General features: G+C 43.5%; 20 protein-coding genes, 1 tRNA gene, 1 other RNA gene and 1 other annotated feature. Of the genes, 18 read left to right on the top strand and 4 right to left on the bottom strand.

From position 1 onward, the window contains the following. Positions 1 to 608: 608 nt before the first annotated feature. From I2483_RS18125 to I2483_RS18115, 3 genes are all read left to right on the top strand, one after another. Entirely contained in the window at positions 609 to 1,088 is a 480-nt protein-coding gene (locus I2483_RS18125) for a glutathione peroxidase (protein WP_207278495.1), read from the top strand. 103 nt (positions 1,089 to 1,191) lie between these two features. Further along, complete coding sequence (guaB, locus tag I2483_RS18120) at positions 1,192 to 2,655, top strand: IMP dehydrogenase (protein ID WP_186673691.1); 1,464 nt, start codon at positions 1,192 to 1,194, stop codon at positions 2,653 to 2,655. A gap of 174 nt (positions 2,656 to 2,829) precedes the next feature. Continuing rightward, positions 2,830 to 4,176 carry a serine hydrolase gene (locus I2483_RS18115; RefSeq protein ID WP_207278494.1) on the top strand — a complete coding sequence of 449 codons (1,347 nt, stop codon included), beginning with the start codon at positions 2,830 to 2,832 and terminating at the stop codon, positions 4,174 to 4,176. A gap of 75 nt (positions 4,177 to 4,251) precedes the next feature. Here I2483_RS18115 and pdxR read toward each other — a convergent pair whose 3' ends face one another. Beyond that, on the bottom strand, positions 4,252 to 5,667 hold the full coding sequence (pdxR, locus tag I2483_RS18110; RefSeq protein ID WP_207278497.1) for a MocR-like pyridoxine biosynthesis transcription factor PdxR: 1,416 nt from the start codon (positions 5,665 to 5,667) through the stop codon (positions 4,252 to 4,254). A 261-nt stretch (positions 5,668 to 5,928) separates the two neighbouring features. On the opposite strand from pdxR, the gene pdxS reads away from it, so the two are divergent. The 3 genes from pdxS to serS all read left to right on the top strand — a co-directional run bounded on the left by pdxS (position 5,929) and on the right by serS (position 9,133). Continuing rightward, positions 5,929 to 6,774 carry a pyridoxal 5'-phosphate synthase lyase subunit PdxS gene (gene pdxS, locus I2483_RS18105; protein ID WP_186673696.1) on the top strand — a complete coding sequence of 282 codons (846 nt, stop codon included), beginning with the start codon at positions 5,929 to 5,931 and terminating at the stop codon, positions 6,772 to 6,774. A gap of 67 nt (positions 6,775 to 6,841) precedes the next feature. Further along, entirely contained in the window at positions 6,842 to 7,417 is a 576-nt protein-coding gene (locus I2483_RS18100) for an NUDIX hydrolase (RefSeq protein ID WP_207278493.1), read from the top strand. 79 nt (positions 7,418 to 7,496) lie between these two features. Further along, positions 7,497 to 7,715: a binding site (T-box leader), on the top strand. A 140-nt stretch (positions 7,716 to 7,855) separates the two neighbouring features. Beyond that, positions 7,856 to 9,133: a serine--tRNA ligase gene (gene serS, locus I2483_RS18095; RefSeq protein ID WP_207278492.1), complete on the top strand. Its 1,278-nt coding sequence runs from the start codon at positions 7,856 to 7,858 to the stop codon at positions 9,131 to 9,133. 22 nt (positions 9,134 to 9,155) lie between these two features. On the opposite strand, the gene tadA is transcribed toward serS, so the two are convergent. Beyond that, entirely contained in the window at positions 9,156 to 9,659 is a 504-nt protein-coding gene (gene tadA, locus I2483_RS18090) for a tRNA adenosine(34) deaminase TadA (protein WP_207278491.1), read from the bottom strand. A 181-nt stretch (positions 9,660 to 9,840) separates the two neighbouring features. On the opposite strand from tadA, the gene I2483_RS18085 reads away from it, so the two are divergent. The 3 genes from I2483_RS18085 to I2483_RS18075 all read left to right on the top strand — a co-directional run bounded on the left by I2483_RS18085 (position 9,841) and on the right by I2483_RS18075 (position 11,971). Further along, on the top strand, positions 9,841 to 10,488 hold the full coding sequence (locus tag I2483_RS18085; protein WP_207278490.1) for a deoxynucleoside kinase: 648 nt from the start codon (positions 9,841 to 9,843) through the stop codon (positions 10,486 to 10,488). Next, entirely contained in the window at positions 10,475 to 11,143 is a 669-nt protein-coding gene (locus I2483_RS18080; protein WP_207278489.1) for a deoxynucleoside kinase, read from the top strand. Before I2483_RS18085 ends, I2483_RS18080 begins: the two co-directional genes overlap by 14 nt. A 171-nt stretch (positions 11,144 to 11,314) precedes the next feature. Beyond that, the gene (locus I2483_RS18075; RefSeq protein WP_207278496.1) at positions 11,315 to 11,971 is read left to right on the top strand and encodes a hypothetical protein; all 657 of its coding nucleotides are present in this window, start codon (positions 11,315 to 11,317) and stop codon (positions 11,969 to 11,971) included. 40 nt (positions 11,972 to 12,011) lie between these two features. On the opposite strand, the gene I2483_RS18070 is transcribed toward I2483_RS18075, so the two are convergent. Then, a complete protein-coding gene (locus tag I2483_RS18070; protein ID WP_207278488.1) occupies positions 12,012 to 13,382 on the bottom strand; it encodes an aspartate kinase in 1,371 nt (456 codons plus the stop codon). Between the two features lie 157 nt (positions 13,383 to 13,539). On the opposite strand from I2483_RS18070, the gene I2483_RS18065 reads away from it, so the two are divergent. From I2483_RS18065 to thrB, 3 genes are read left to right on the top strand one after another with little or no spacing between them, the layout of a single operon-like run. Beyond that, positions 13,540 to 14,835 (top strand): homoserine dehydrogenase, encoded by a 1,296-nt coding sequence (locus I2483_RS18065; RefSeq protein ID WP_207278487.1) that lies wholly within the window; start codon positions 13,540 to 13,542, stop codon positions 14,833 to 14,835. Next, the gene (thrC, locus tag I2483_RS18060) at positions 14,835 to 15,893 is read left to right on the top strand and encodes a threonine synthase (protein WP_207278486.1); all 1,059 of its coding nucleotides are present in this window, start codon (positions 14,835 to 14,837) and stop codon (positions 15,891 to 15,893) included. Before I2483_RS18065 ends, thrC begins: the two co-directional genes overlap by 1 nt. Then, complete coding sequence (thrB, locus tag I2483_RS18055; RefSeq protein ID WP_207278485.1) at positions 15,893 to 16,786, top strand: homoserine kinase; 894 nt, start codon at positions 15,893 to 15,895, stop codon at positions 16,784 to 16,786. The genes thrC and thrB overlap by 1 nt, the downstream gene beginning before the upstream one ends. A gap of 250 nt (positions 16,787 to 17,036) precedes the next feature. Here the strand turns inward: thrB and I2483_RS18050 are convergent. After that, positions 17,037 to 17,129: transfer RNA gene (locus I2483_RS18050), tRNA-Ser, on the bottom strand. A gap of 118 nt (positions 17,130 to 17,247) precedes the next feature. Here I2483_RS18050 and ffs point away from each other — a divergent pair. The 6 genes from ffs (at position 17,248) to I2483_RS18020 (ending at position 20,979) form a co-directional block, all read left to right on the top strand. Then, positions 17,248 to 17,514: signal recognition particle sRNA large type (gene ffs / locus I2483_RS18045), an RNA gene on the top strand. Positions 17,515 to 17,723: 209 nt separating this feature from the next. Beyond that, positions 17,724 to 19,484 (top strand): DNA polymerase III subunit gamma/tau, encoded by a 1,761-nt coding sequence (gene dnaX / locus I2483_RS18040; protein WP_207278484.1) that lies wholly within the window; start codon positions 17,724 to 17,726, stop codon positions 19,482 to 19,484. Between the two features lie 21 nt (positions 19,485 to 19,505). After that, the gene (locus tag I2483_RS18035) at positions 19,506 to 19,826 is read left to right on the top strand and encodes a YbaB/EbfC family nucleoid-associated protein (RefSeq protein ID WP_186673712.1); all 321 of its coding nucleotides are present in this window, start codon (positions 19,506 to 19,508) and stop codon (positions 19,824 to 19,826) included. A gap of 11 nt (positions 19,827 to 19,837) precedes the next feature. Then, the gene (gene recR, locus I2483_RS18030) at positions 19,838 to 20,434 is read left to right on the top strand and encodes a recombination mediator RecR (protein ID WP_186673713.1); all 597 of its coding nucleotides are present in this window, start codon (positions 19,838 to 19,840) and stop codon (positions 20,432 to 20,434) included. 13 nt (positions 20,435 to 20,447) lie between these two features. Next, on the top strand, positions 20,448 to 20,660 hold the full coding sequence (locus I2483_RS18025) for a YaaL family protein (protein ID WP_346267750.1): 213 nt from the start codon (positions 20,448 to 20,450) through the stop codon (positions 20,658 to 20,660). A gap of 55 nt (positions 20,661 to 20,715) precedes the next feature. Then, positions 20,716 to 20,979: a pro-sigmaK processing inhibitor BofA family protein gene (locus I2483_RS18020; protein ID WP_186673715.1), complete on the top strand. Its 264-nt coding sequence runs from the start codon at positions 20,716 to 20,718 to the stop codon at positions 20,977 to 20,979. Positions 20,980 to 21,188 lie beyond the last annotated feature (209 nt).

Genomic DNA, 21,188 nt, shown 5'->3' with positions numbered 1-21,188 from the left:
TTATCTCGGATCAACGGGTAGTAAGACCCCCACTATGATTGAAGATTAACTTTATCCGAAGGATAATAAGGTCGTATACATTGGAATGCGAGAAAGGGGAGGTGCGGTGGAGTTCGAGGAAGTGAAGGTAGGAAGATCGGAGCGTATGGAATACGTGAGAACCGGAAGACTGAAGCTGACAAAGAAATCCGCTGCACATCGCGTTTCGTAGCCCGAACACGGAAGTTAAGCTCGCACGCCGATGATAGTTGGGGGGTTCCCCCTGCGAGAGTAGGACGCTGCTTGTCTCATTGAAAGGTCATTGGCTTATAGGTAATGGCTTTTTTTGTGTTTATTTTCACGGATAGTTGTTGAAGAAGTTAGTGGGGCAATAGGGTTGGAGTTAGAAGTACGGAGCATAAATGTCATTTTTTATTCAAAATACCTATCTGAAATTACCCCATTTGTTTATATGAGTGGTCTACGGTTTGATAGAGTCCATATCCCCGTTTATACAATTAGTCTCGAATATCCATCAAGTTATCGATAGCATTCGGACAGCACTCCTTGTAATTATCTTTGAAACAGCCTATTGTTTGTATACAACTAAAGTTAAAGGAGCTAATTCTATGGGCACAATCTATGAATTCTCAGTCAAAAAAACAAATGGTGATATTCAATCCATGGAAGACTATAAAGGTATGCCTTTGATTATCGTAAATACTGCAAGTAAATGTGGCTTTACCAGCCAATTTAAAGAATTACAGGAATTATATGATGAATATAAAGAGCAAGGCCTAGTTGTACTTGGCTTTCCATCGGACAACTTTAAGGATCAAGAATTCGATGACATTGAAAAGACGCTAGAGTTTTGTGAAATCAATTTTGGTGTAAACTTTCCGATGTTCGCAAAAGTGGATGTGAAGGGCGATAATACGGAACCGCTATTCACGTATCTGATTTCCCAGCAGAAAGGGGTGCTTACAAAGAGCGTGAAGTGGAACTTTACTAAGTTTTTAATTGACCGAAAAGGGAATGTCGTAGAGCGGTTTGCGCCTCAAACGTCACCGATTAAAATGAAGAATGCAATAAGTCAAGTCATTCAGTGAATAATAGGAATACTTTTACTTGTTATCACTGACTTGACAGCTATTGTGCCCGCTGATAACCTTTTAATAATATTCAATTGAAACTAATAGGGGGTATATTGAAATGTGGGAATCAAAATTTACGCGTGAAGGGCTTACTTTCGATGATGTCTTGCTTGTACCGGGACCTTCTGAAGTATTACCTAAAGATGTGTCGCTCTCTGTCAATTTGACAAGTAAGATAAAATTAAACATTCCGGTTATCAGTGCAGGAATGGATACAGTTACTGAGTCGAAGATGGCAATTTCCATGGCACGTCAAGGTGGACTTGGTATCATTCATAAAAACATGAGCATTGAAGAGCAGGCTGAACAAGTTGTCACGGTAAAACGCTCTGAAAATGGTGTAATTACTAACCCATTCTTCCTGTCACCTGAGCATCAGGTTTTCGACGCTGAGCATTTGATGAGTAAATACCGCATTTCTGGTGTTCCAATTGTGAATAATAATGAAGAATTGAAACTTGTCGGTATCCTGACGAACCGTGATCTTCGTTTCATCCAAGATTACTCACTTGTTATCGATGATGTTATGACAAAAGAAAACCTTGTGACTGCGCCTGTAGGCACAACCTTGGAAGATGCAGAGAAAATCTTGCAAAAGTATAAAATCGAGAAGCTTCCAATTGTCGATGACAACGGAATCCTCAAAGGTTTGATTACAATCAAGGATATTGAAAAAGTAATTGAGTTCCCAAATGCGGCGAAAGATAAACAAGGTCGACTGCTTGTCGGTGCTGCGGTTGGTGTTACGACTGACACGATGGTACGTGTAGAGAAGCTTGTGAAAGCTGAAGTCGACGTTATCGTTATTGACACGGCACACGGGCATTCTAAAGGTGTTCTAGATGTGGTTGCTCAAATCAGACAGCGGTTCCCAGAACTTGAAATTATCGCGGGTAATATAGCGACTGCAGAAGGTACACGTGCGCTCTTTGAAGCGGGTGCGGATGTTGTCAAAGTTGGAATTGGCCCTGGTTCAATCTGTACAACGCGTGTCGTTGCAGGTGTAGGTGTTCCACAAATCACAGCTATCTACGAATGTGCTTCAGAAGCGCGTAAGTTAGGTAAGACGATTATTGCAGATGGCGGTATTAAATATTCTGGTGACATTGTCAAAGCACTTGCTGCTGGTGGACATGTTGTCATGCTTGGAAGTCTTCTTGCAGGAACGACGGAAAGTCCAGGGGAAACTGAAATTTTCCAAGGACGCCGTTTTAAAGTCTATCGTGGTATGGGATCGATTGCGGCAATGGAGCGTGGTTCTAAAGATCGTTACTTCCAAGACGATGCAAAAAAACTTGTACCTGAGGGAATTGAAGGACGTATGCCTTATAAAGGTCCCTTGTCTGATACGATTCATCAGTTAATCGGCGGTGTTCGTGCTGGAATGGGCTATTGTGGTACAAAAGATCTGAATGATCTGCGTGAAAAAGCACAATTCATCCGTATGACGGGTGCAGGATTACGTGAAAGTCATCCACACCAAGTACAAATTACAAAAGAAGCTCCGAACTATTCGCTTTGATAAAAGATTTGGACTGAAGAATTAATGTTTCTTGAGTTTTTGGTCGGAATGAAGGAACATCAGCGCCTTTCCTGCGTCTACATATGAGCGGAAAGGTGCTTTTTTGGTTTAGTTCCCAAAGAGTAGCGGAAATATGATAAAATGACTTAGGGAAATAGCAATGATGGAGGTATTATGGTGAAGCGAGAAATGAGAAGATGGGTGGCATTTTTGTTAATGCCGCTGCTACTAATAATGACACTCGGGACGGTTCCAGTTTACGCCGACTCAGCACTAGGACTCCATGTCGATGGTGCGATTTTAATTGACGCAGAAAGTGGAAAAATATTATATGAAGAAGATGCAGATAAGCCACTAGGCATTGCAAGTATGACGAAAATGATGACGGAATATATTCTTTTCGAAGCAATCGAAGAAGGTAAAATAAGCTGGGATCAGGAATATAAAGTGAACGATTATACATATGCCGTTTCACAAGACCGTCGGCTCAGTAATGTTCCGTTGCGGAGAGATGGTACGTATACGATTCGTGAGTTGTATGAAGCAGTAGCAATTTATTCTGCAAACGGTGCAACGATAGCTGTTGCTGAAACCATTGCGGGAACAGAAACTGAATTTTTGAAGCTTATGAATGCGAAAGCGGAAGAGCTTGGATTAATAGATTATAAATTCGTCAATTCGACGGGTTTGAATAATAGCGACCTTCAAGGCATGCATCCACAAGGGACAGGCGCCGAAGACGAGAACGTTATGCCCGCCAAGTCAGTAGCAAGACTTGCCTACCATTTGTTACATGATTATCCGGAAGTTTTGGAAACGACGAAAATTAACACAAAAATATTCCGCGAAGGTACGTCTGACGCTATCAAAATGGACAACTGGAATTTTATGCTTCCAGGGTTTGTTTATGAATATGAAGGCGTTGATGGTCTAAAAACAGGTACGACTGACTTTGCAGGGCATAACTTCACTGGGACGGCGACACGCGATGGTAAACGGGTCATTGCTGTTGTTATGAAAGCGGTTGATGCGAAAGGTGTAGGGTCGTACAAAGCACGATTCGATGCGACGCGCGCTTTGTTCGACTATGGTTTCGGTCAATTCTCAGAAGTGGAATTTGTCCCGGCAGGTTATCAGTTTAAAGATTCTAAAACACTCGACGTTGTCAAAGGGAAGGCGAAAACTGTTGCTGTAGAGGTAAAGGAACCGATCCGTATGATGGTGAAAACGAGTGAAAAAGATCTCTATGTACCTGAACTTGTGATTGATGCGTCAAAAATGAAGGACAATGCACTTCAAGCACCTATTAAAAAAGGTACAGTTGTCGGTCATGTGAATCTTGTGAAAAAAGAAGGAACGGATTATGGCTTCATCGATTCCGATAATCCGGGAGCCGATGTTGTTACGAAGGATGCAGTTGAGAAGGCTGGCTGGTTCTCGCTTACAATGAGCGCAATCGGTGAATTCTTTGCTAGCGTTTGGAATGGTGCAACAGGTTTTGTAAAAGGTTTGTTTAAATAAGAAAAGCGCTGGAGTCTAGATATTGCTTCAGGTGAAAAAGTTTCTTATCTTTCAAAACATAAAGGCGAAGAATCCTTAAATGGATTCTTCGCCTTTTTTAATGGACCATGCATACATAAGATCCTCGATGGCCTGTTTAATGGCTTGTGTAGAAAGGCCACCGAAGCCTAGAAGAAAGGATGGCTCACCTTCCTTGGGAGTTGTTCTGTAGCCATTTAAACCGTATACGCGGATATTTGCACTCTTTGCCGCTACTGCCAGGGATTTTTCATTTGTCTCAGTATGAACGGTAAGGATAATATGCATGCCCGCCTCATCGCCGGAAAATGAAACATCTGGAGCGTAGGATGACAGAGCCTCTGTGAGAACTTGAAGTTTTCGTTTATATATTTTTCGCATCCTGTTCAAATGGCGCGAAAAGTGTCCATCAGCCATGAAACGGGCAAGGATATGCTGGTCAAGTCGCGGTACAGTTGCTGAATAATGAATGAATGCTTTTTCATAACGGTTTAGCAACATTGGGGGGAGCACCATATAAGCAATCCGTAGCGAGGGCATCAAAGATTTTGAAAATGTGCTTAAATAAATGACGTTACCGCCTTTATCCATACCCTGCAAGGAGGGGATTGGCCTTCCAATGTATCGAAACTCACTGTCATAATCGTCTTCGATGATAAAGTGTTCGTCACCTGATGATGCCCAGTTCAACAAAGCAGTCCTGCGCGCCGCTGAGAGGACGATGCCGGTAGGGAATTGATGAGAGGGAGTCACATAGGCAACTGTCGCGCCTGAGTGTTGTAGAGACCTTACATCCATTCCTTCTTCATCGACAACAATCGGAATTGCTTCCCGGTTGTTGTGGAAAAAAACATGATGAGTAAGTGGGTAGCCAGGGTCCTCGATTGCATATGTTGCTTCAGTCCCGAGAATCCTGATAACTAGCGGCATAAGTTGTTCTGTACCAGAACCAATGATAACCTGCTCGGGCGTACAGTCAACGCCGCGAGAGTGATATAAATAGCGCGCAATTTCTTGACGAAGTTCCCAATCACCATGGGGATGTCCGAGAAGTAGAAGGTCCTTGGAAGACTCATCCATAACGTCTTTTGCGTACTTTCTCCATTGCGTAAAAGGGAATGACTCCGTATCGATTTTACCTGGCGAGAAGTCGAAGGTTATATCTTCAACTTTTTCAGCCGACTTTTTCAGGGAAAGCTGCATTGGTTGGGCGTAAGCTAGTTCTTCAATCGCCTGCACGTAAAAACCTTTTCGAGGTTTCGATGAAATATACCCTTCCGCTGCAAGCTGTGCATATGCAAGTTCAACCGTCGTCTGGCTCACATCAAGAAAGTCACCGAGTTTTCGTTTCGAAGGAAGTTTCATGCCAACTGGCAATTTGCCATCCGTAATATCCCGTCGTATTTGGTTGTACATTTGTTCATATAACGGAGTATCTGTACTTTTCTCCAATTTGATTAATAGCATCTCCACAGCAATCACTCCACCTGACCCCTTCAATTTGTTCGGAACTGAGTATTTCAATAAGGTCATACTCTATTATACTGAACAATAAGAAAAGAAGGAAGCGCCTGTTCAGAGGCGGCAGACATAAGATGGGCTGGCTATACGGCAATCAATGATCACAGCCAAAGTTCGCCGCGTCCTGCGGCAATGTCTGCGTGACCCACATCCTGTGGGCCTCCGAACCTCTAGGCGCTGGACTCTAGACAATAAGAAAAGGGGGAAGGGTATATGAATTTTAAATACGGCGGCGTCATTATGGACGTCATTAATGCAGAGCAAGCAAAAATAGCGGAGGCGGCAGGTGCAATTGCGGTAATGGCACTTGAGCGTGTTCCTTCTGATATAAGGAAAGCTGGCGGGGTTGCACGCATGGCGGATCCACGCATCATCACAGACGTACAAGGTGCTGTGTCAATTCCAGTTATGGCGAAAGCGCGTATCGGCCATATTTCTGAAGCTCGCGTACTTGAGGCACTTGGTGTTGATTACATTGATGAAAGTGAAGTACTTACTCCGGCGGATGAAGAATTCCACTTGCTGAAGAGTATATACAGTGTGCCATTCGTTTGTGGAGCGCGTGATCTTGGAGAAGCAGCACGCCGTCTTGGCGAAGGCGCTAAAATGCTTCGAACAAAAGGCGAACCGGGAACGGGTAATATTGTTGAAGCGGTGCGTCACCTTCGTATGGTAAATGCTCAAGTGAGCAGACTCGTTCATATGAATGACGACGAAGTCATGACGGAAGCGCGTAATCTTGGCGCACCTTATGAAATCCTCCTTGCCATCAAAAAACACGGACGTCTCCCTGTAACAAACTATGCAGCGGGCGGCGTGGCAACGCCTGCAGATGCTGCACTTATGATGGAACTTGGAGCAGACGGCGTATTTGTAGGTTCAGGTATCTTCAAATCTGAAAATCCTGAGAAATTTGCACGTGCAATTGTTAAGGCAACAGAAAACTTCAAAGACTATAAACTGATTGGCGAACTGTCTAAAGACATCGGCGAACCGATGAAGGGGTTAGAAATCGGTACCCTTCGAGAAGAAGAGCTTATGTCAGTGCGTGGTTGGTAATTAATTAAGAAAAAGCGGGGGAGAAATCTCTCGCTTTTTTGTATACTTAATAATAGAGGTGATTAGAATGGAACAACTAAAAGTTTTTGATGAAAACTATACCTATTTGAGGGATGAGAATAGAGACAAAGTCCACCGCGAGGGACTGTGGCATGAAACATTTCACTGCTGGTTAGTCGATAATCAGTTTGTCTATATTCAAAAACGAAGCGCCGTGAAAAAAGACTTCCCTGGGTTGTTTGACATTACCGCAGCCGGACATATTCTCTCGACTGAGACTGTGGCAGATGGCATACGTGAGGTGGAAGAGGAATTAGGGATAGAAGTTGACCTAACGAAGCTACATTCGAAAGGTGTCGTGCAGGACAGTATCAAATTGCCCCAGTTTACTGACTGTGAGTTTTCGAATATCTTTTTGTATGATTCAACATTCACCGCTAGGAATTTTACATTGCAACGAGAGGAAGTAGAAAGTGTCCATGTTGTGGAGCGAAAAGCACTGATAGATCTTTTTAGTAATGAAATAAAGATAGTTAAATGCGTCAATATTTTTGATGGGACATTGGCGGAAATTGGTCTCATCGACTTTGTTCCACATGAAAGAAATTATTTTGAACAAGTTGCACATATCCTTAAGGGATAATCTAAGAAAGCGGATACATTTTTTCTTTGTTCGACTTGCCAAAAAAACAACCTTGTAGTAAAGTAAGGGTAATTTCAAACATGAGACGATGATGGGAAGCAGTAACAAGCGCGTTTTTTTTAAGAGAGTCGGCGGGTGGTGCGAGCCGATAAAAACACTTGTGAATCCGTCCCTGAGTAGCTGGGCTGAACCGTTTAGTAGGCCTGAGCCGGCAGTTGAGCCGTTATTTCAATGGAGTGGATTGGACTTAGTTGTTCAGTCAATTTGGGTGGCAACGCGGGTAGTTCTCGTCCCTTTTATAGGGAATCGAGGGCTTTTTTTGTTGTCCAGCTTCAGCGCCAAGGGGCTCGGGGTCATAAGTGCCCCTTGACCAGGCGCTTACGCTTTTCTTTATTGTCCACTTTCCATTATCGTCTAAAAATTAAGGAGGAATTATTCATGCTAGATATTAAAAAAGTCCGTGCAAATTTTGATGAAGTGAAAGAGAAGCTTTCTAAACGCGGGGAGGATATTTCTCAGCTTGATAAATTCCAAGTTCTTGATGATAAACGTAGAGAACTGATTGCAAAAGTTGAAACCTTAAAAGCGGAACGCAATGAAGTATCTCAAAAGGTCGCTGAAATGAAGCGCAACAAAGAAAATGCGGATGATGTTATTGCACGTACGCGCCAAGTCGGAGACGATATCAAAAAACTCGATGAAGAACTGAATACAGTTGAAGAAGAATTGAACTATATCATGATGCGCATCCCTAATATACCGCATGACAGCGTTCCCGTCGGCGATAGCGAAGACGACAATGTCGAAATACGTGTGTGGGGAGATAAGCCTGAATTCGGATTTGAACCAAAGCCGCACTGGGAAGTGGGTACTGATTTAAATCTTCTTGATTTCGAACGTGCTGCAAAAGTGACAGGAAGTCGTTTTGTCTTTTACCGCGGACTTGGGGCTCGCCTTGAGCGCGCATTGATTAACTTCATGCTTGATCTTCATATCGAGGAACACGGTTACGAAGAAATGTTGCCGCCGTATTTGGTGAATCGTACTAGCTTAACGGGTACAGGACAGCTACCGAAGTTCGAGGAAGATGCATTTTTAGTCAATGAAGAGGATTACTTCCTAATTCCAACATCTGAAGTGCCTGTAACGAACTTCCACCGCGATGAAATCTTGAATGTTGCACAATTACCAGTTGCATTTGCGGCGTATAGCACGAACTTCCGTTCAGAGGCGGGATCTGCCGGCCGTGATACACGTGGTCTAATCCGTCAGCATCAGTTCAACAAAGTTGAGTTGGTTCGTTTTGTGAAGCCGGAAGATTCTTATGACGAACTTGAAAAACTAACAGGACACGCTGAAAAAGTGTTGCAGTTATTAAAACTTCCTTACCGTGCTCTTAAGATGTGTACTGCGGACCTTGGCTTCACTGCAGCGAAGAAGTACGATCTAGAAGTGTGGATTCCAACACAAAACTTGTACCGTGAAATCTCTTCTTGTTCAAACTTTGAAGACTTTCAAGCACGTCGTGCAAATATTCGCTTCCGCCGTGAAGCAGGTGCAAAACCGGAATATGTTCACACATTGAACGGTAGTGGGCTAGCAATTGGCCGTACTGTGGCAGCAATTCTTGAAAATTATCAGCAGGAAGATGGTTCTGTCGTTATTCCTGAGGTTCTTCGTCCGTATATGGGTGGAAAAGAAGTTATTACCCTTTAAAAAACAAAAATCGTGCAAGGTGTCATTCGACGTCCTGCACGATTTCTTTTTTCATTTTCTTTTTCCGTTCACGAATAGCCCTGAAAAATGCCGTCAGCATCTCCCCACATTCATCCGCCGACACACCTTCAACTACATCACATTCATGATTAAATCGAGGATCGTTTAACAAGCGATAAAGTGAATCGACGCAACCACCTTTTGGATCACGCGCACCGTAGACAACACGGGGAATTCGAGATTGTAAAATAGCACCTGCGCACATTGGGCATGGCTCGAGTGTCACGTATAAAGTTGTATCTTCAAGGCGCCAGCTACCGATTTCTTGACATGCATCTTGAATTGCGGATAATTCCGCATGAGTGACTGCGTTTTGGGTGGTTTCTCGCAAATTATGTGCCCGTGCAATTACTTTATCGTCATGAACGATGATTGCACCTATTGGTACTTCGCCAAGAGCCTGTGCTTTCATCGCTTCATCAATTGCCATCTGCATATAGTGTCGGTCTTTATTAAAGGTATCCAAAGTAATCACTCCTTGGTGATAGTGTAGCATCTAAATAGCAACTTTTGTTTTTCAAATTGTTCCACGTGGAAAAAGCCTAAATGTTGATGACTGTGAAACAATGGCTGGGTGCTGTTTTTCATTTCAACCGTGTGATAAAATGAAGAGCATTATATAAATACGACGTGAAGGAGGATTTCTGATGTCTGTTCCGTTCATAGCGGTCGAAGGTCCGATTGGGGTTGGAAAAACGTCACTTTCCAAGGCAATCGCGGACACACAGCAATTCCATCAACTAAAAGAAATCGTGGATGAAAATCCATTTCTAAATAAATTTTATGACAACATCGAGGAATGGAGCTTCCAAACAGAAATGTTTTTTCTGTGTAATCGATATAAACAGCTTAGTGATACGAAAACCGAGATACTAATTAAACAAAAACCGGTTGTAGCTGATTACCATATTTTTAAGAATCTCATCTTTGCAAAACGTACATTAGATCCAACAGAATATGTGAAGTACGAGGAAATCTATAAAATTTTGACGAAAGACATGCCCGTTCCCAATATAATTGTCTACCTACATGCGAGCCTAGACACGCTTATGAAGCGCATTTCACAGCGAGGGCGTGAATTTGAGAAAAACATGGATCCTGCTTATTTACAGCAGCTTGCGGAAGATTACGAGACGTTCATTACATATTTTGAATCGGCACATCCTGAAATCCCTGTTCTTCGGTTCAACGGAGATGATCTTGATTTTGTAAACAATGAAAAGGATCTGCAATTCATTTTAGATACTGTCGATGCGACGATACGAAAAGGAGTTACATTGAATGAACTTACGTGAAAAATACGGTATCCCACAAAATGCAGTCATTACAATTGCAGGGACAGTGGGTGTCGGCAAGTCAACGATGACACAGGGGCTTGCAGATGCACTCCACTTCAGGACATCATTTGAAAATGTTGAGCAGAATCCATATCTCGATCTTTTTTACAAGGACTTTGAGAAATGGAGCTTCCATTTACAGATTTATTTCCTAGCAGAGCGCTTTAAAGAGCAGAAACGGATTTTTGAATACGGCGGAGGTTTTATCCAAGACCGTTCGATTTATGAAGATACAGGTATTTTTGCGAAAATGCATATGGAAAAAGGGACGATGAATCCCGTTGATTATGATACGTATACTAATTTGTTTGAAGCCATGGTCATGACACCATATTTCCCCCATCCAGATTTGCTTGTTTACTTGGAAGGGCCATTAGACGGGATTATTTCGCGTGTCAAAGAGCGCGGTCGTGTGATGGAACAGGATACGCCGATTACTTACTGGGAAGAGATGTACGGACGTTATGAGAATTGGATTAATTCATTCAATGCATGCCCAGTATTGCGTCTTGATATTAATGACTATGATCTTATTAATAAACCTGAAGAAGTGGAATCAATTGTCGAGAAAATTGGGCATTCCCTCAAGCAGACATCACTTTTGAAAAAATAAACTGAACTACGAGATTGCAGCCATTGACATGGGCTGCATTTTTTATTTCACGAATCTTACCTAATTCGAATACGATGTAGTGTGCTGGTATCTAATGCAGGCAGATTGCATCAAGATTAAAGGAGTGATTGTGAAGTGAACCCGTATTCAAATGGATTACCCTCTTATCCTATTCGGCCGGTTAATAACACTAGCTACCAGAGGCCATATTCACAATATACAGCGCCAGTCAGGTATATCTTGAATAACCAAACTGATTTATATGGAAGATGTTGCATAAGTAAGGCGGAAGTCGATTTTATGAGTATGAACCGGCTTCTCTGGATGGAGCATGTTAACTGGACGAGGATGACGATTATGGGCATCGTATTCAACTTGCCAGATTTACCGGTTGTCCAAGAACGTCTTTTAAGAAATGCGACGGATTTGGGAAATTGCTTACGGCCTTTTTATGGCGATAAAATAGCGGATAGATACGCCACACTGATTAAGGAACATTTAGTATTAGCTGCTGAATTAGTAACGGCAGCTGCAAAAGGGGATGCGAAGAAGGCGGCGGAAACGGAGAAACAATGGTATAGGAATGCAGACGAAATCGCTGAATTTTTAAGTAGCATCAACCCCTATATAAACAAAGAAGAAATAAGAAAAATGTTTTACACGCATTTGGCTTTAACTAAACAGGAAGCGGTTTATATGCTTCAGAAAAACTATAAGGCTGATATTGCAGTGTTCGATAAAATCGAAGCGGAAGCATTAGAAATGTCGGATATGATAGCGGGTGGCATTGTTAAGCAATTTCCAGGTATGTTTATGCCACTATGTTAAGACAAATGGCACACCATCCAATGAGATGGTGTGCCATTTATTAGTTAGAGAGGACCGCAGACTTCAGAAAAAACTCAGCGTATAACTCCTTCAAGATTTTATTTTCATCGGCTTTATGAACGCCGAAGACAAGACTCACTTCTGATGAACCTTGGTTAATCATCTGGATACTGGCACCTGTGCGTGCGATAGCAGAGGCGGCACGCGCAGCAAGTCCAGTGGAATGACGCATTCCTTCCCCTACAAGAACGATCATGGAGTAATTGGAATGCATATGGACATGATCCGCATTCAATTCCTCTTTCACCCGGCGTACAATCCGTGCTTCTTTATCCGCATTAAGGAATTTACTTCTGATAATGACGGACAAATTATCGATACCGGAAGGCGTGTGTTCGAATGAAACTTCTTCTTCCTCTAAGATTTGCAATAACTTTCTTCCGAAACCGATTTCCTGGTTCATTAAATACTTATCGACAAACAGTGTGGAAAATCCGCTATCAGCGGCAATACCAATGACCGGCTGTGCAAAGTAATTTCGTTCATTGACGATAAGTGTTCCCGGAGCATCAGGATTATTGGTGTTTTTAATGCATACGGGAACAGAACGACGGAATGCAGGCATGAGTGCTTCGTCGTGGAAGACAGAGAATCCGGCATAGGCAAGTTCCCGCATTTCACGGTAAGTCATTTTATCAATGCCGACCGGATTGTCGACGACATTCGGGTTGGCCGCAAAGACGGAATCGACGTCTGTAAAGTTTTCATACAGCTCAGCTTCTGTCGCTGCCGCAAGTAGGGATCCTGTGATGTCCGATCCGCCTCTGTTGAATGTCCGCAGTGTTCCGTCTGTTGTGTAGCCAAAAAAGCCTGGAAAAACGATAATGCCAGGTTTATCGCGTAACTGTGCGAGCCGATCATCGCCTTCTGGGAGTGCGCGCACCCGTTCAGGTCGTTCATTGACAAGCAACCCAGCATCTTTTGGACACATATAGTGTGCATCCATTCCAATATGTGTGAAGTAGGCGGCGATTAACTTCGCGTTGTTGTCTTCCCCAGATGCTTTCAAGCAATCAATAAAAAGACTGGCGTCGTTTTTATTGTTAACAAGGCGTTCCTGCAAATCGTTTTTGATAACGGATACGATTTCCATTGAAAGACCGAGCCCAGCAGCGATTTGTTGATAGCGAGCCACGACTTCCTTCAGTACTATTTCTGTGTCGTCTCCTTTAAGGGCTTTTTCAGCAAGCTGGATGAGTAGATCTGTTACTTTTTCGTCCGAGCCAAACCGTTTGCCGGGTGCCGATACAACAATAATTTTACGACTAGGATCAGCTTTTACGATTTGCGCAACTTTTTTTATTTGATCGGCGGATGCGACCGAAGTGCCGCCAAATTTACAAACTTTCACAGTCATCAAATCCAATCTATTTTTTAATGGGGGTAATCTATCAATTCTACGATTTTATCACAAATAGGGTTGTTATTATCCGAATATTTCACTATAATGTCTTTATGCGAAGAACAATTGTTTTTTCATAGTGTACATATAGTTAGGAGAATCGTCAATGAAAAATGAAATTAACATTGGGTTATTAGGATTTGGGGTTGTCGGTAGCGGAGTGGCTAAAATCTTGCAGGATCATCAAGAAGACCTGCATCATAAGCTCGGTGTTCCTGTCAAAATTAAAAAGGTTCTAGTGAAAAACGTACATAAAGACCGGGAAACAACGCTTCCTTTAGAAACGTTCACGGATAACTTATATGAAGTGCTTGAAGACTCTTCTATCGACTTAATAGTAGAAGTGATGGGCGGGACCTACGATGCGAGAGAGGCAATTGAACGCTCTCTGCGTGCTGGAAAAGGTGTCGTAACGGCAAATAAGGATGTTATGGCAGAATTCGGGCCTGGGTTATTGAAGCTAGCGGATGAAAACAAGTGTGATTTGTTTTACGAAGCGAGTGTTGGCGGCGGGATTCCGTTAATTCGCACACTTGAAGATGGACTTGCTTCTGACCGGATCCGTGCATTGACGGGTATTGTGAACGGGACGACAAACTTCATCCTAACGAAAATGAAACATGAAAAGATGTCCTATGAAGATGCGTTGGCAGAAGCGACAGCACTCGGGTTTGCAGAAGCAGATCCATCAGCTGATGTTGACGGCATTGATGCGGCGCGCAAAATGGTTATTTTGGCTTCGTTGTCTTTCTCTACGGAAGTCCGTTTGGGCGACGTGTTTGTAAGAGGGATGAAGGAAATTCAGCAAGGCGATCTAGAACTGGCCGAGCAGTTTGGTTATACGGTGAAGTTGGCGGGGTCAGCTAAGAAGAACGAAGATGGTATCGAAGTGGCTGTAGAACCTGTATTTTTCCCAAATTCGCATCCTTTGGCATCAGTGAACAATGAGTTCAATGCAGTGTATATTTATGGAGATGCAGTTGGAGAAACAATGTTCTATGGACCGGGTGCCGGATCTCTACCGACTGCCACATCTGTAACGGGAGATATTATTGCGGCGTGCCGTAATTTATTACTAGGTGTTAACGGCAAAAGGTTACACGCCCCGCAGTATGAACGGAAAGTGAAAAGTGATAGCAACAAGTTCGCGCGTTATTTCCACCGTATTCGTGTGAGAGACGAAGTAGGTGTCCTGACGAAATTAACGTCTATTTATAGCAAGCACGGTGCAAGTCTGGCAACGGTTGTTCAGCATTCCGATAAAAAGGCAGCTGATGCAGACTTGATTTTCATCACGCACGAAATTTCGCGACAACAGCATTTAGATATAGTGAATGAATTGAACGAGACACCAGAGGTAATTGGCGTACTAAGCCATTATCGGGTAGAGGGGGAAGAATGATGAAAAGATGGAATGGATTGATTGAGGAATATAAAGAATGGTTACCGGTGACAGAAAATACACCGGCATTAACGTTGCAGGAAGGGAATACCCCTCTAATTCACATGACAAATTTATCCGAACAGTGGGGAATTAACCTTTATGTGAAAACTGAAGGAACGAATCCGACAGGTTCATTTAAAGACCGGGGCATGGTAATGGCGGTCGCAAAAGCGAAAGAAGAAGGAAAAAAGGTTCTTATTTGTGCATCAACGGGTAATACGTCTGCAGCGGCGGCAGCATATGGCGCTCGTGCTGGAATGCGGACAATTGTTGTTATTCCGGAAGGCCGAATCGCACTTGGTAAATTAGCACAGGCAAAAATGTATGGTGCGGAAATTGTAGAAATCGAAGGCAACTTTGACGAAGCGTTGGCTATGGTTCGTGCAGCGGGCGAGGGCGACGTTGCGCTTGTGAACTCGGTTAACCCATACCGCCTTGAAGGTCAAAAGACAATTGCATTTGAAACGATTGAGCAACTTGGACAAGTACCGGATGTTTTTGCACTCCCGGTTGGGAATGCGGGTAATATTTCTGCGGCTTGGAAAGGGTTCAAGGAATATGCCGATAAGAAGGGTACTGCGTTACCGGTTCTGCTTGGCGTACAAGCCGACGGAGCTGCACCAATTGTTTATAACCGCGTATTCGAAAATCCTGAAACAGTTGCAACAGCGATTCGAATCGGTAATCCCGCAAGTTGGGAACTGGCCAACAATGCCCTAGCTGAATCAAATGGAACAATTCTTGCTGTAACAGATGAAGAAATTTTAGAAGCTTACAGTTTAATCGCTTCTTCTGAAGGCATCTTTGCTGAACCTGGCTCGTGCGCATCAATCGCAGGCGTTAAAAAACAAGTGGAGAGCGGCTTGTTGAAAAAAGGTTCAACTGTAGTTGCAGTATTGACGGGTAATGGTTTAAAAGATCCTGATACAGCGATTGAAGTAAATAAAGACAAACCAATGATGTCACGGGAACAATTTGATGCGTTTCTTAGTGGGTTAAAGGCGGGGACAAAGTAATGGTAGAATCCAGTTTTTCCGTTGTCGTACCTGCATCGACGGCAAATCTTGGGCCAGGCTTCGATAGTATCGGACTTGCACTTAACCTTTATATGACGGTGGATGTTTCACCTTCGGAAGTTTGGGGAGTTACGTATAAAGATGATGGTTTTGAAGGTTTACCGACCGGAGAAGATAATTTAATTGTGAAAACTATTACTGATATAGCTGAGCGACAAGGGCGTATTGCACCTGTATCACGGCTTATCATTCAGTCGGATATTCCGCTAGGTAAAGGACTTGGAAGCAGTGCAACAGCAATTGCAGCAGGAATTGAAATTGCGAACCAGCTTCTTCAATTGGACCTTTCTGCAAAGGAAAGAGTGTTTTTAGGCAGTAAATACGAAGGGCACGCGGATAATATTTCCGCTGCGCTTCTTGGGGGAGCGACAATTTCTTATTTTGATGGCGTGGAAATGGATGTCGTCCATATTCAGGAACCAAAAATGGGAGCCGTGATACTTGTTCCGCCTGAGGCATTGCTGACGGAAGCATCTAGGGGACTTCTACCGGGTCAACTCTCACATGCAGAAGCAACGCGTAGCAGTGCAGCAGGGAATGTGCTTTCGGCAGCGATTGCTCGGGATGATTGGGAAATGGCGGGGCGTATGATGGAAAAGGATGTCTTTCATGAGCCATACCGTAAGAAGCTATTTCCCGAGTTCGACCGAATCCGTGAAATTTGCCATGAGTACGATGCGTATGGCATGACAATCAGTGGTGCGGGTCCTTCTTTATTCGTGGTTGTAAAACAAGGCAATGAGAGCGAACTGGCAAAGCGATTGGCAGTTGCGTTCCCGTACTATGATTGTATTGCTGTCAAACCATCTATTGCGGGTGCAGTGATTAATTAAATTAAGAAAAGCGGAAGGCGCCTTCTAGACGCGACAGGCATAAGTCGATCCAGCGACGTGGCGTTCTTTGCCACATAGCTGGATTGCTTATGAGCCGAGCGTCTGGCGCCTGGAGCCTAGACAGAATAAAAAAGAAGCGGACCAGTTAAATGGCTCCGCTTCTTAAGGTTTAATTACTATAATAGGCAAAATAAAAATTCGTTATCTACTAACGAATTTGAGTTCAGGCATATACGTTTAGTTGAAAAAATGGAGGAGGTAGAGGGATTCGAACCCCCGCGGGATTTGACTCCCCTGTCGGTTTTCAAGACCGATCCCTTCAGCCGAGCTTGGGTATACCTCCGTGTCAACAACTAATAATTTATCATGTTTGAAATGAAGTGTCAACAGTTTTATAAAAAGTTTTTTGTTCATATGATATTATTTGATTTAACCTAGTAGATTGAGTATACTTGTAAATGCCGTGCTAGGTGGGGAGATAGCGGTGTCCTGTAACTTGCAATCCGCTCTAGCAAGACTGAATCCCTTCCCGAGGCTGTCCGTATTGTAGGGTCTGCCTCTTGCACGCAGTGTTGACGTTTGGGTCCCGCGCAATGGGAACCTATGAACCATGTCAGGTCCGGAAGGAAGCAGCATTAAGTGGAATTTCTCATGTGCCGCGGGGTCGCCTAGACCGAGCTGGCGACAGGAGTAACGCTTATGTGCGGCTGTCAGAGGAAGGTGCACGGCATTAAATTCACAATTCGACTCGTCCGTTTCTGCGGACGAGTTTTTTGTTGTCTAGACTACGGGCGCCATCCCCTCGAATCATAGGTTGTTTTACTGTGGTAGTTGGACGGCGCCATTCGCTTTTCTTATTGATCAAATAAAGGATTCGTATATGCGTTTGTGCTATAATAGAAACATTAGCGCATTGCGTCAAAAGGAGAGGAAACTGTTGGTGTATCAAGCTTTTTACCGCGTATATCGGCCTCAGTCATTTGCAGAGATGTCCGGGCAGCAACATGTGAAACAGACACTTCAGAACGCCCTCCTTCATAATAAGACGACACATGCTTATCTTTTCTCGGGTCCAAGAGGTACAGGGAAGACAAGTGCCGCGAAAGTTTTTGCGAAAGCGTTAAACTGCGAAAATGGCCCGGCAAAAGAACCGTGTAATGAATGTCTGACTTGTGTCAGCATCACTGAAGGATCAAATACGGATGTCATCGAATTTGATGCGGCTTCGAATTCGCGTGTTGAGGAAATGCGAGACATTATTGAAAAGGTGCGGTTTGCCCCGTCGAATGCTCGATTTAAAGTATATATTATCGATGAGGTACATATGTTATCAAATTCGGCATTCAACGCGCTTTTGAAAACACTTGAAGAACCGCCATCGCATGTCGTGTTTATCTTAGCAACCACGGAACCACATAAACTGCCATTGACGATTATTTCTAGATGTCAGCGTTTCGATTTTAAACCGATAACACCGGCTGATATTACGAATCGAATGAAGACAGTACTTGCGGATACGGGTATTGAATCTGATGAAAGTGCTTTGAAAGTAATTGCGCAGGCGGCTTCTGGAGGAATGCGTGATGCACTCAGTATGCTCGACCAAGTTGTATCGTTCAGTGGAGACAAGATAACAATTGAAGATGCACTTCTTGTAACTGGATCAATTGGTGAAGATATTTTCCATCAGTTGGCGGAAGCGTTACTTGGTAAAGATGCTGGCATGGTGCTGACATTGCTTGACCGACTTATTGCGGAGGGGAAAGATGTTTCCAGGCTGGCAGAAGATTTAATCACGTTTTTCCGGGATCTTCTTCTTCTGCGAACAGCACCCGGTTTAAAAGATTTACTCGAACTTATACCAGGCGATGATCGGTTTGTGGAAATGGCACAACGGTTTGAAATGGATACGTTGTACTTGTTCATCGATATACTAGCAAAAACGCAACAGGAAATGCGGTTCTCCAATCATGCGAAAGTCTATATCGAGTCTGCCTTTTTGAAAATGATTCATCTCGATAGCCCTGTGCAGGTCGGTGGCAGCAATCATGCCGTTGACCCAGGGCTTACGCAGAAGGTAGCAGATCTTGAGCGCACAATCATGGAATTGCAGCAACAGATGTCTAGTGGTGGGATGAATAAGCAAACGGCTGCAGATCAATCCGCTCAACCACGGAAAAACGCATCAAAATCATCGCAAGGTTTTAAAGTTCCGACGGGTAAAATCAATGAAGTATTGAAGTCTGCGACAAAACAAGACATCAAGACGATTCGGGAAGAATGGGCGGGCATGATGCAGACAATGCAAAGGTCACATGCTGCACTTCTTGAAGAGACAGAACCGGTCGCAGCATCTGAGAATGCTTTTGTGTTAAAATTCAAATATGAAATCCATTGCCTCATGGCGTCTGAAAATCCGTCACTTCGGTCGAGCCTGTCAGATGCCTTACGTTCACGAACCGGAAAAGCATACGAAGTCGTGTATGTGCCTGAAGAAGGTTGGTTGAGTGTAAGGGGCGACTTCATTCGGAAAAACGGACTTGCCAAACAACAAGAGGCGGAAGGTTCCGATGAAGGGGCACCTGGTGAAGAAATGCTTTCTTTCGTAAAGGAAGCAGAACAGGAAAATGCGGATCCGATCGTAACTGAGGCGGAAAAGATTTTCGGTAAAGATTTCATAGAAGTCCATGACGATTAAAAATTAGAGGAGGAAACAAACATGAAGGGTATGGGAAATATGCAAGGCATGATGAAACAAATGCAGAAGATGCAAAAACAAATGGCTGTAGCACAGGAAGAGCTTGGAGAAAAACGTCTAGAGGGTGCAGCAGGCGGCGGTATGGTGAAAGTCATTGTATCTGGAGATAAGCAGGTTGTCGAAGTGATCGTTGATCCGTCCGTAGTGGATCCAGAAGATATTGAAATGTTACAAGACCTTATTGTCATTGCTACTAATGATGCTATGGCTAAGGCGGAAGAACTAACGAACTCGACGATGGGTCAATTTACAAAAGGATTGAACCTGCCGGGAATGTTCTAGGAGGCACATACATGCATTACCCTGAACCAATATCAAAACTGATGGATAGTTTTATGAAATTGCCAGGTATCGGCCCGAAAACAGCGGGTCGTCTGGCGTTTTTTGTCTTAAGTATGAAGGAAGATACTGTGTTGGATTTTGCAAAAGCTCTTGTTGACGCTAAACGGAATCTACGTTTTTGCTCGATTTGTGGACATATTACAGATATCGATCCCTGCCACATTTGTCAGGATACACAGCGCGATAGTTCGATAATTTGCGTTGTTCAAGACCCGAAAGACGTTATTGCCCTAGAGAAGATGAGGGACTTCAAGGGACTTTATCATGTCCTTCACGGCGCTATCTCTCCAATGGATGGGGTTGGTCCTGAAGACATTAATGTTCCATCCTTGCTAGTTCGACTACAGAACGAAGAGGTTGAGGAATTAATTCTGGCAACGAACCCTACAATAGAAGGAGAAGCGACTGCGATGTATATATCGAGGCTTGTGAGACCTTCAGGGATCAAAACAACTAGAATCGCGCATGGACTGCCCGTCGGCGGTGATCTCGAATACGCGGATGAAGTTACATTATCGAAGGCGCTGGAAGGTCGTCGGGAGTTATAGGGGGTCCGCTTCGGTGTTTAGGCGAAAGAGTAAGTTGAAAAAAGAGTTTGATGAACGCCTTCATTCATTAATGGTAGAAACGAAAGAAGAGTGGGAACGAGCAAGGGGTATCGAGAGATATCTTAATGATTATGACCAAGAAGTGATTGTTATGCGGAAAATAGCTGAGTGCAAACACTTTTATTTATACAAAGAGGCAAAAGTTCGACAGTTAGGAAAGGATTGATATATTTTCACGGGACCGCATAGAATGGACCATTCGTTGAAAAGGAGTGTTTCCCGTGAAAGTTATCGGTATAGTTGTGGTTATATTGGTTCTCCTTCTATTAGTTGTTGTGGATAAGAAACAAATCCATAATGCTTTGGAGCGTTTATCGGTCTATTGGTTTCGGTTGGCATTTGCGTTCCTTGTTCTTTTTGCAATGAATGTTGCAGGAGGCTTTGTGGGTATCTATGTGCCCGTAAACATTACGTCTGGACTATTACTTGCGATATTGGGGATACCAGGAATCGCTACGCTATGCGCTTTCGCAATATTTTTATGAAAGTTTGTTATAAAGTGTTGACTTATGTTTCAAGACGTAGTAATCTTATGTATGTCGCCAGTGAGGGACGCGCAACACACACAGGAATGCAAGTTGATTCCATTACAAATGAACCTTGAAAACTGAACAGCAAAACATCAATGAAATACAGCGAGAGTGCTAACGCACTTGAGCAAAACGTTTCTAACTAAACTAACTTCGGTTGGTTG

It is taken from the genome of Sporosarcina sp. E16_3 (assembly GCF_017347125.1).
Taxonomy (GTDB): Bacteria; Bacillota; Bacilli; order Bacillales_A; family Planococcaceae; genus Sporosarcina.
Note: the sequence above shows the minus strand (reverse complement) of the source record. Positions and strands in the feature narration are given on the sequence as shown.

Coding starts and splice junctions, on each gene's coding strand:
- I2483_RS18085 (WP_207278490.1), top strand. CDS start 9,841: ATGTCTGTTCCGTTCATAGCGGTCGAAGGTCCGATTGGGGTTGGAAAA.
- I2483_RS18080 (WP_207278489.1), top strand. CDS start 10,475: ATGAACTTACGTGAAAAATACGGTATCCCACAAAATGCAGTCATTACA.
- recR (WP_186673713.1), top strand. CDS start 19,838: ATGCATTACCCTGAACCAATATCAAAACTGATGGATAGTTTTATGAAA.
- thrB (WP_207278485.1), top strand. CDS start 15,893: ATGGTAGAATCCAGTTTTTCCGTTGTCGTACCTGCATCGACGGCAAAT.
- I2483_RS18100 (WP_207278493.1), top strand. CDS start 6,842: ATGGAACAACTAAAAGTTTTTGATGAAAACTATACCTATTTGAGGGAT.
- I2483_RS18035 (WP_186673712.1), top strand. CDS start 19,506: ATGAAGGGTATGGGAAATATGCAAGGCATGATGAAACAAATGCAGAAG.
- I2483_RS18115 (WP_207278494.1), top strand. CDS start 2,830: ATGGTGAAGCGAGAAATGAGAAGATGGGTGGCATTTTTGTTAATGCCG.
- thrC (WP_207278486.1), top strand. CDS start 14,835: ATGAAAAGATGGAATGGATTGATTGAGGAATATAAAGAATGGTTACCG.
- I2483_RS18125 (WP_207278495.1), top strand. CDS start 609: ATGGGCACAATCTATGAATTCTCAGTCAAAAAAACAAATGGTGATATT.
- serS (WP_207278492.1), top strand. CDS start 7,856: ATGCTAGATATTAAAAAAGTCCGTGCAAATTTTGATGAAGTGAAAGAG.
- guaB (WP_186673691.1), top strand. CDS start 1,192: ATGTGGGAATCAAAATTTACGCGTGAAGGGCTTACTTTCGATGATGTC.
- I2483_RS18065 (WP_207278487.1), top strand. CDS start 13,540: ATGAAAAATGAAATTAACATTGGGTTATTAGGATTTGGGGTTGTCGGT.
- pdxS (WP_186673696.1), top strand. CDS start 5,929: ATGAATTTTAAATACGGCGGCGTCATTATGGACGTCATTAATGCAGAG.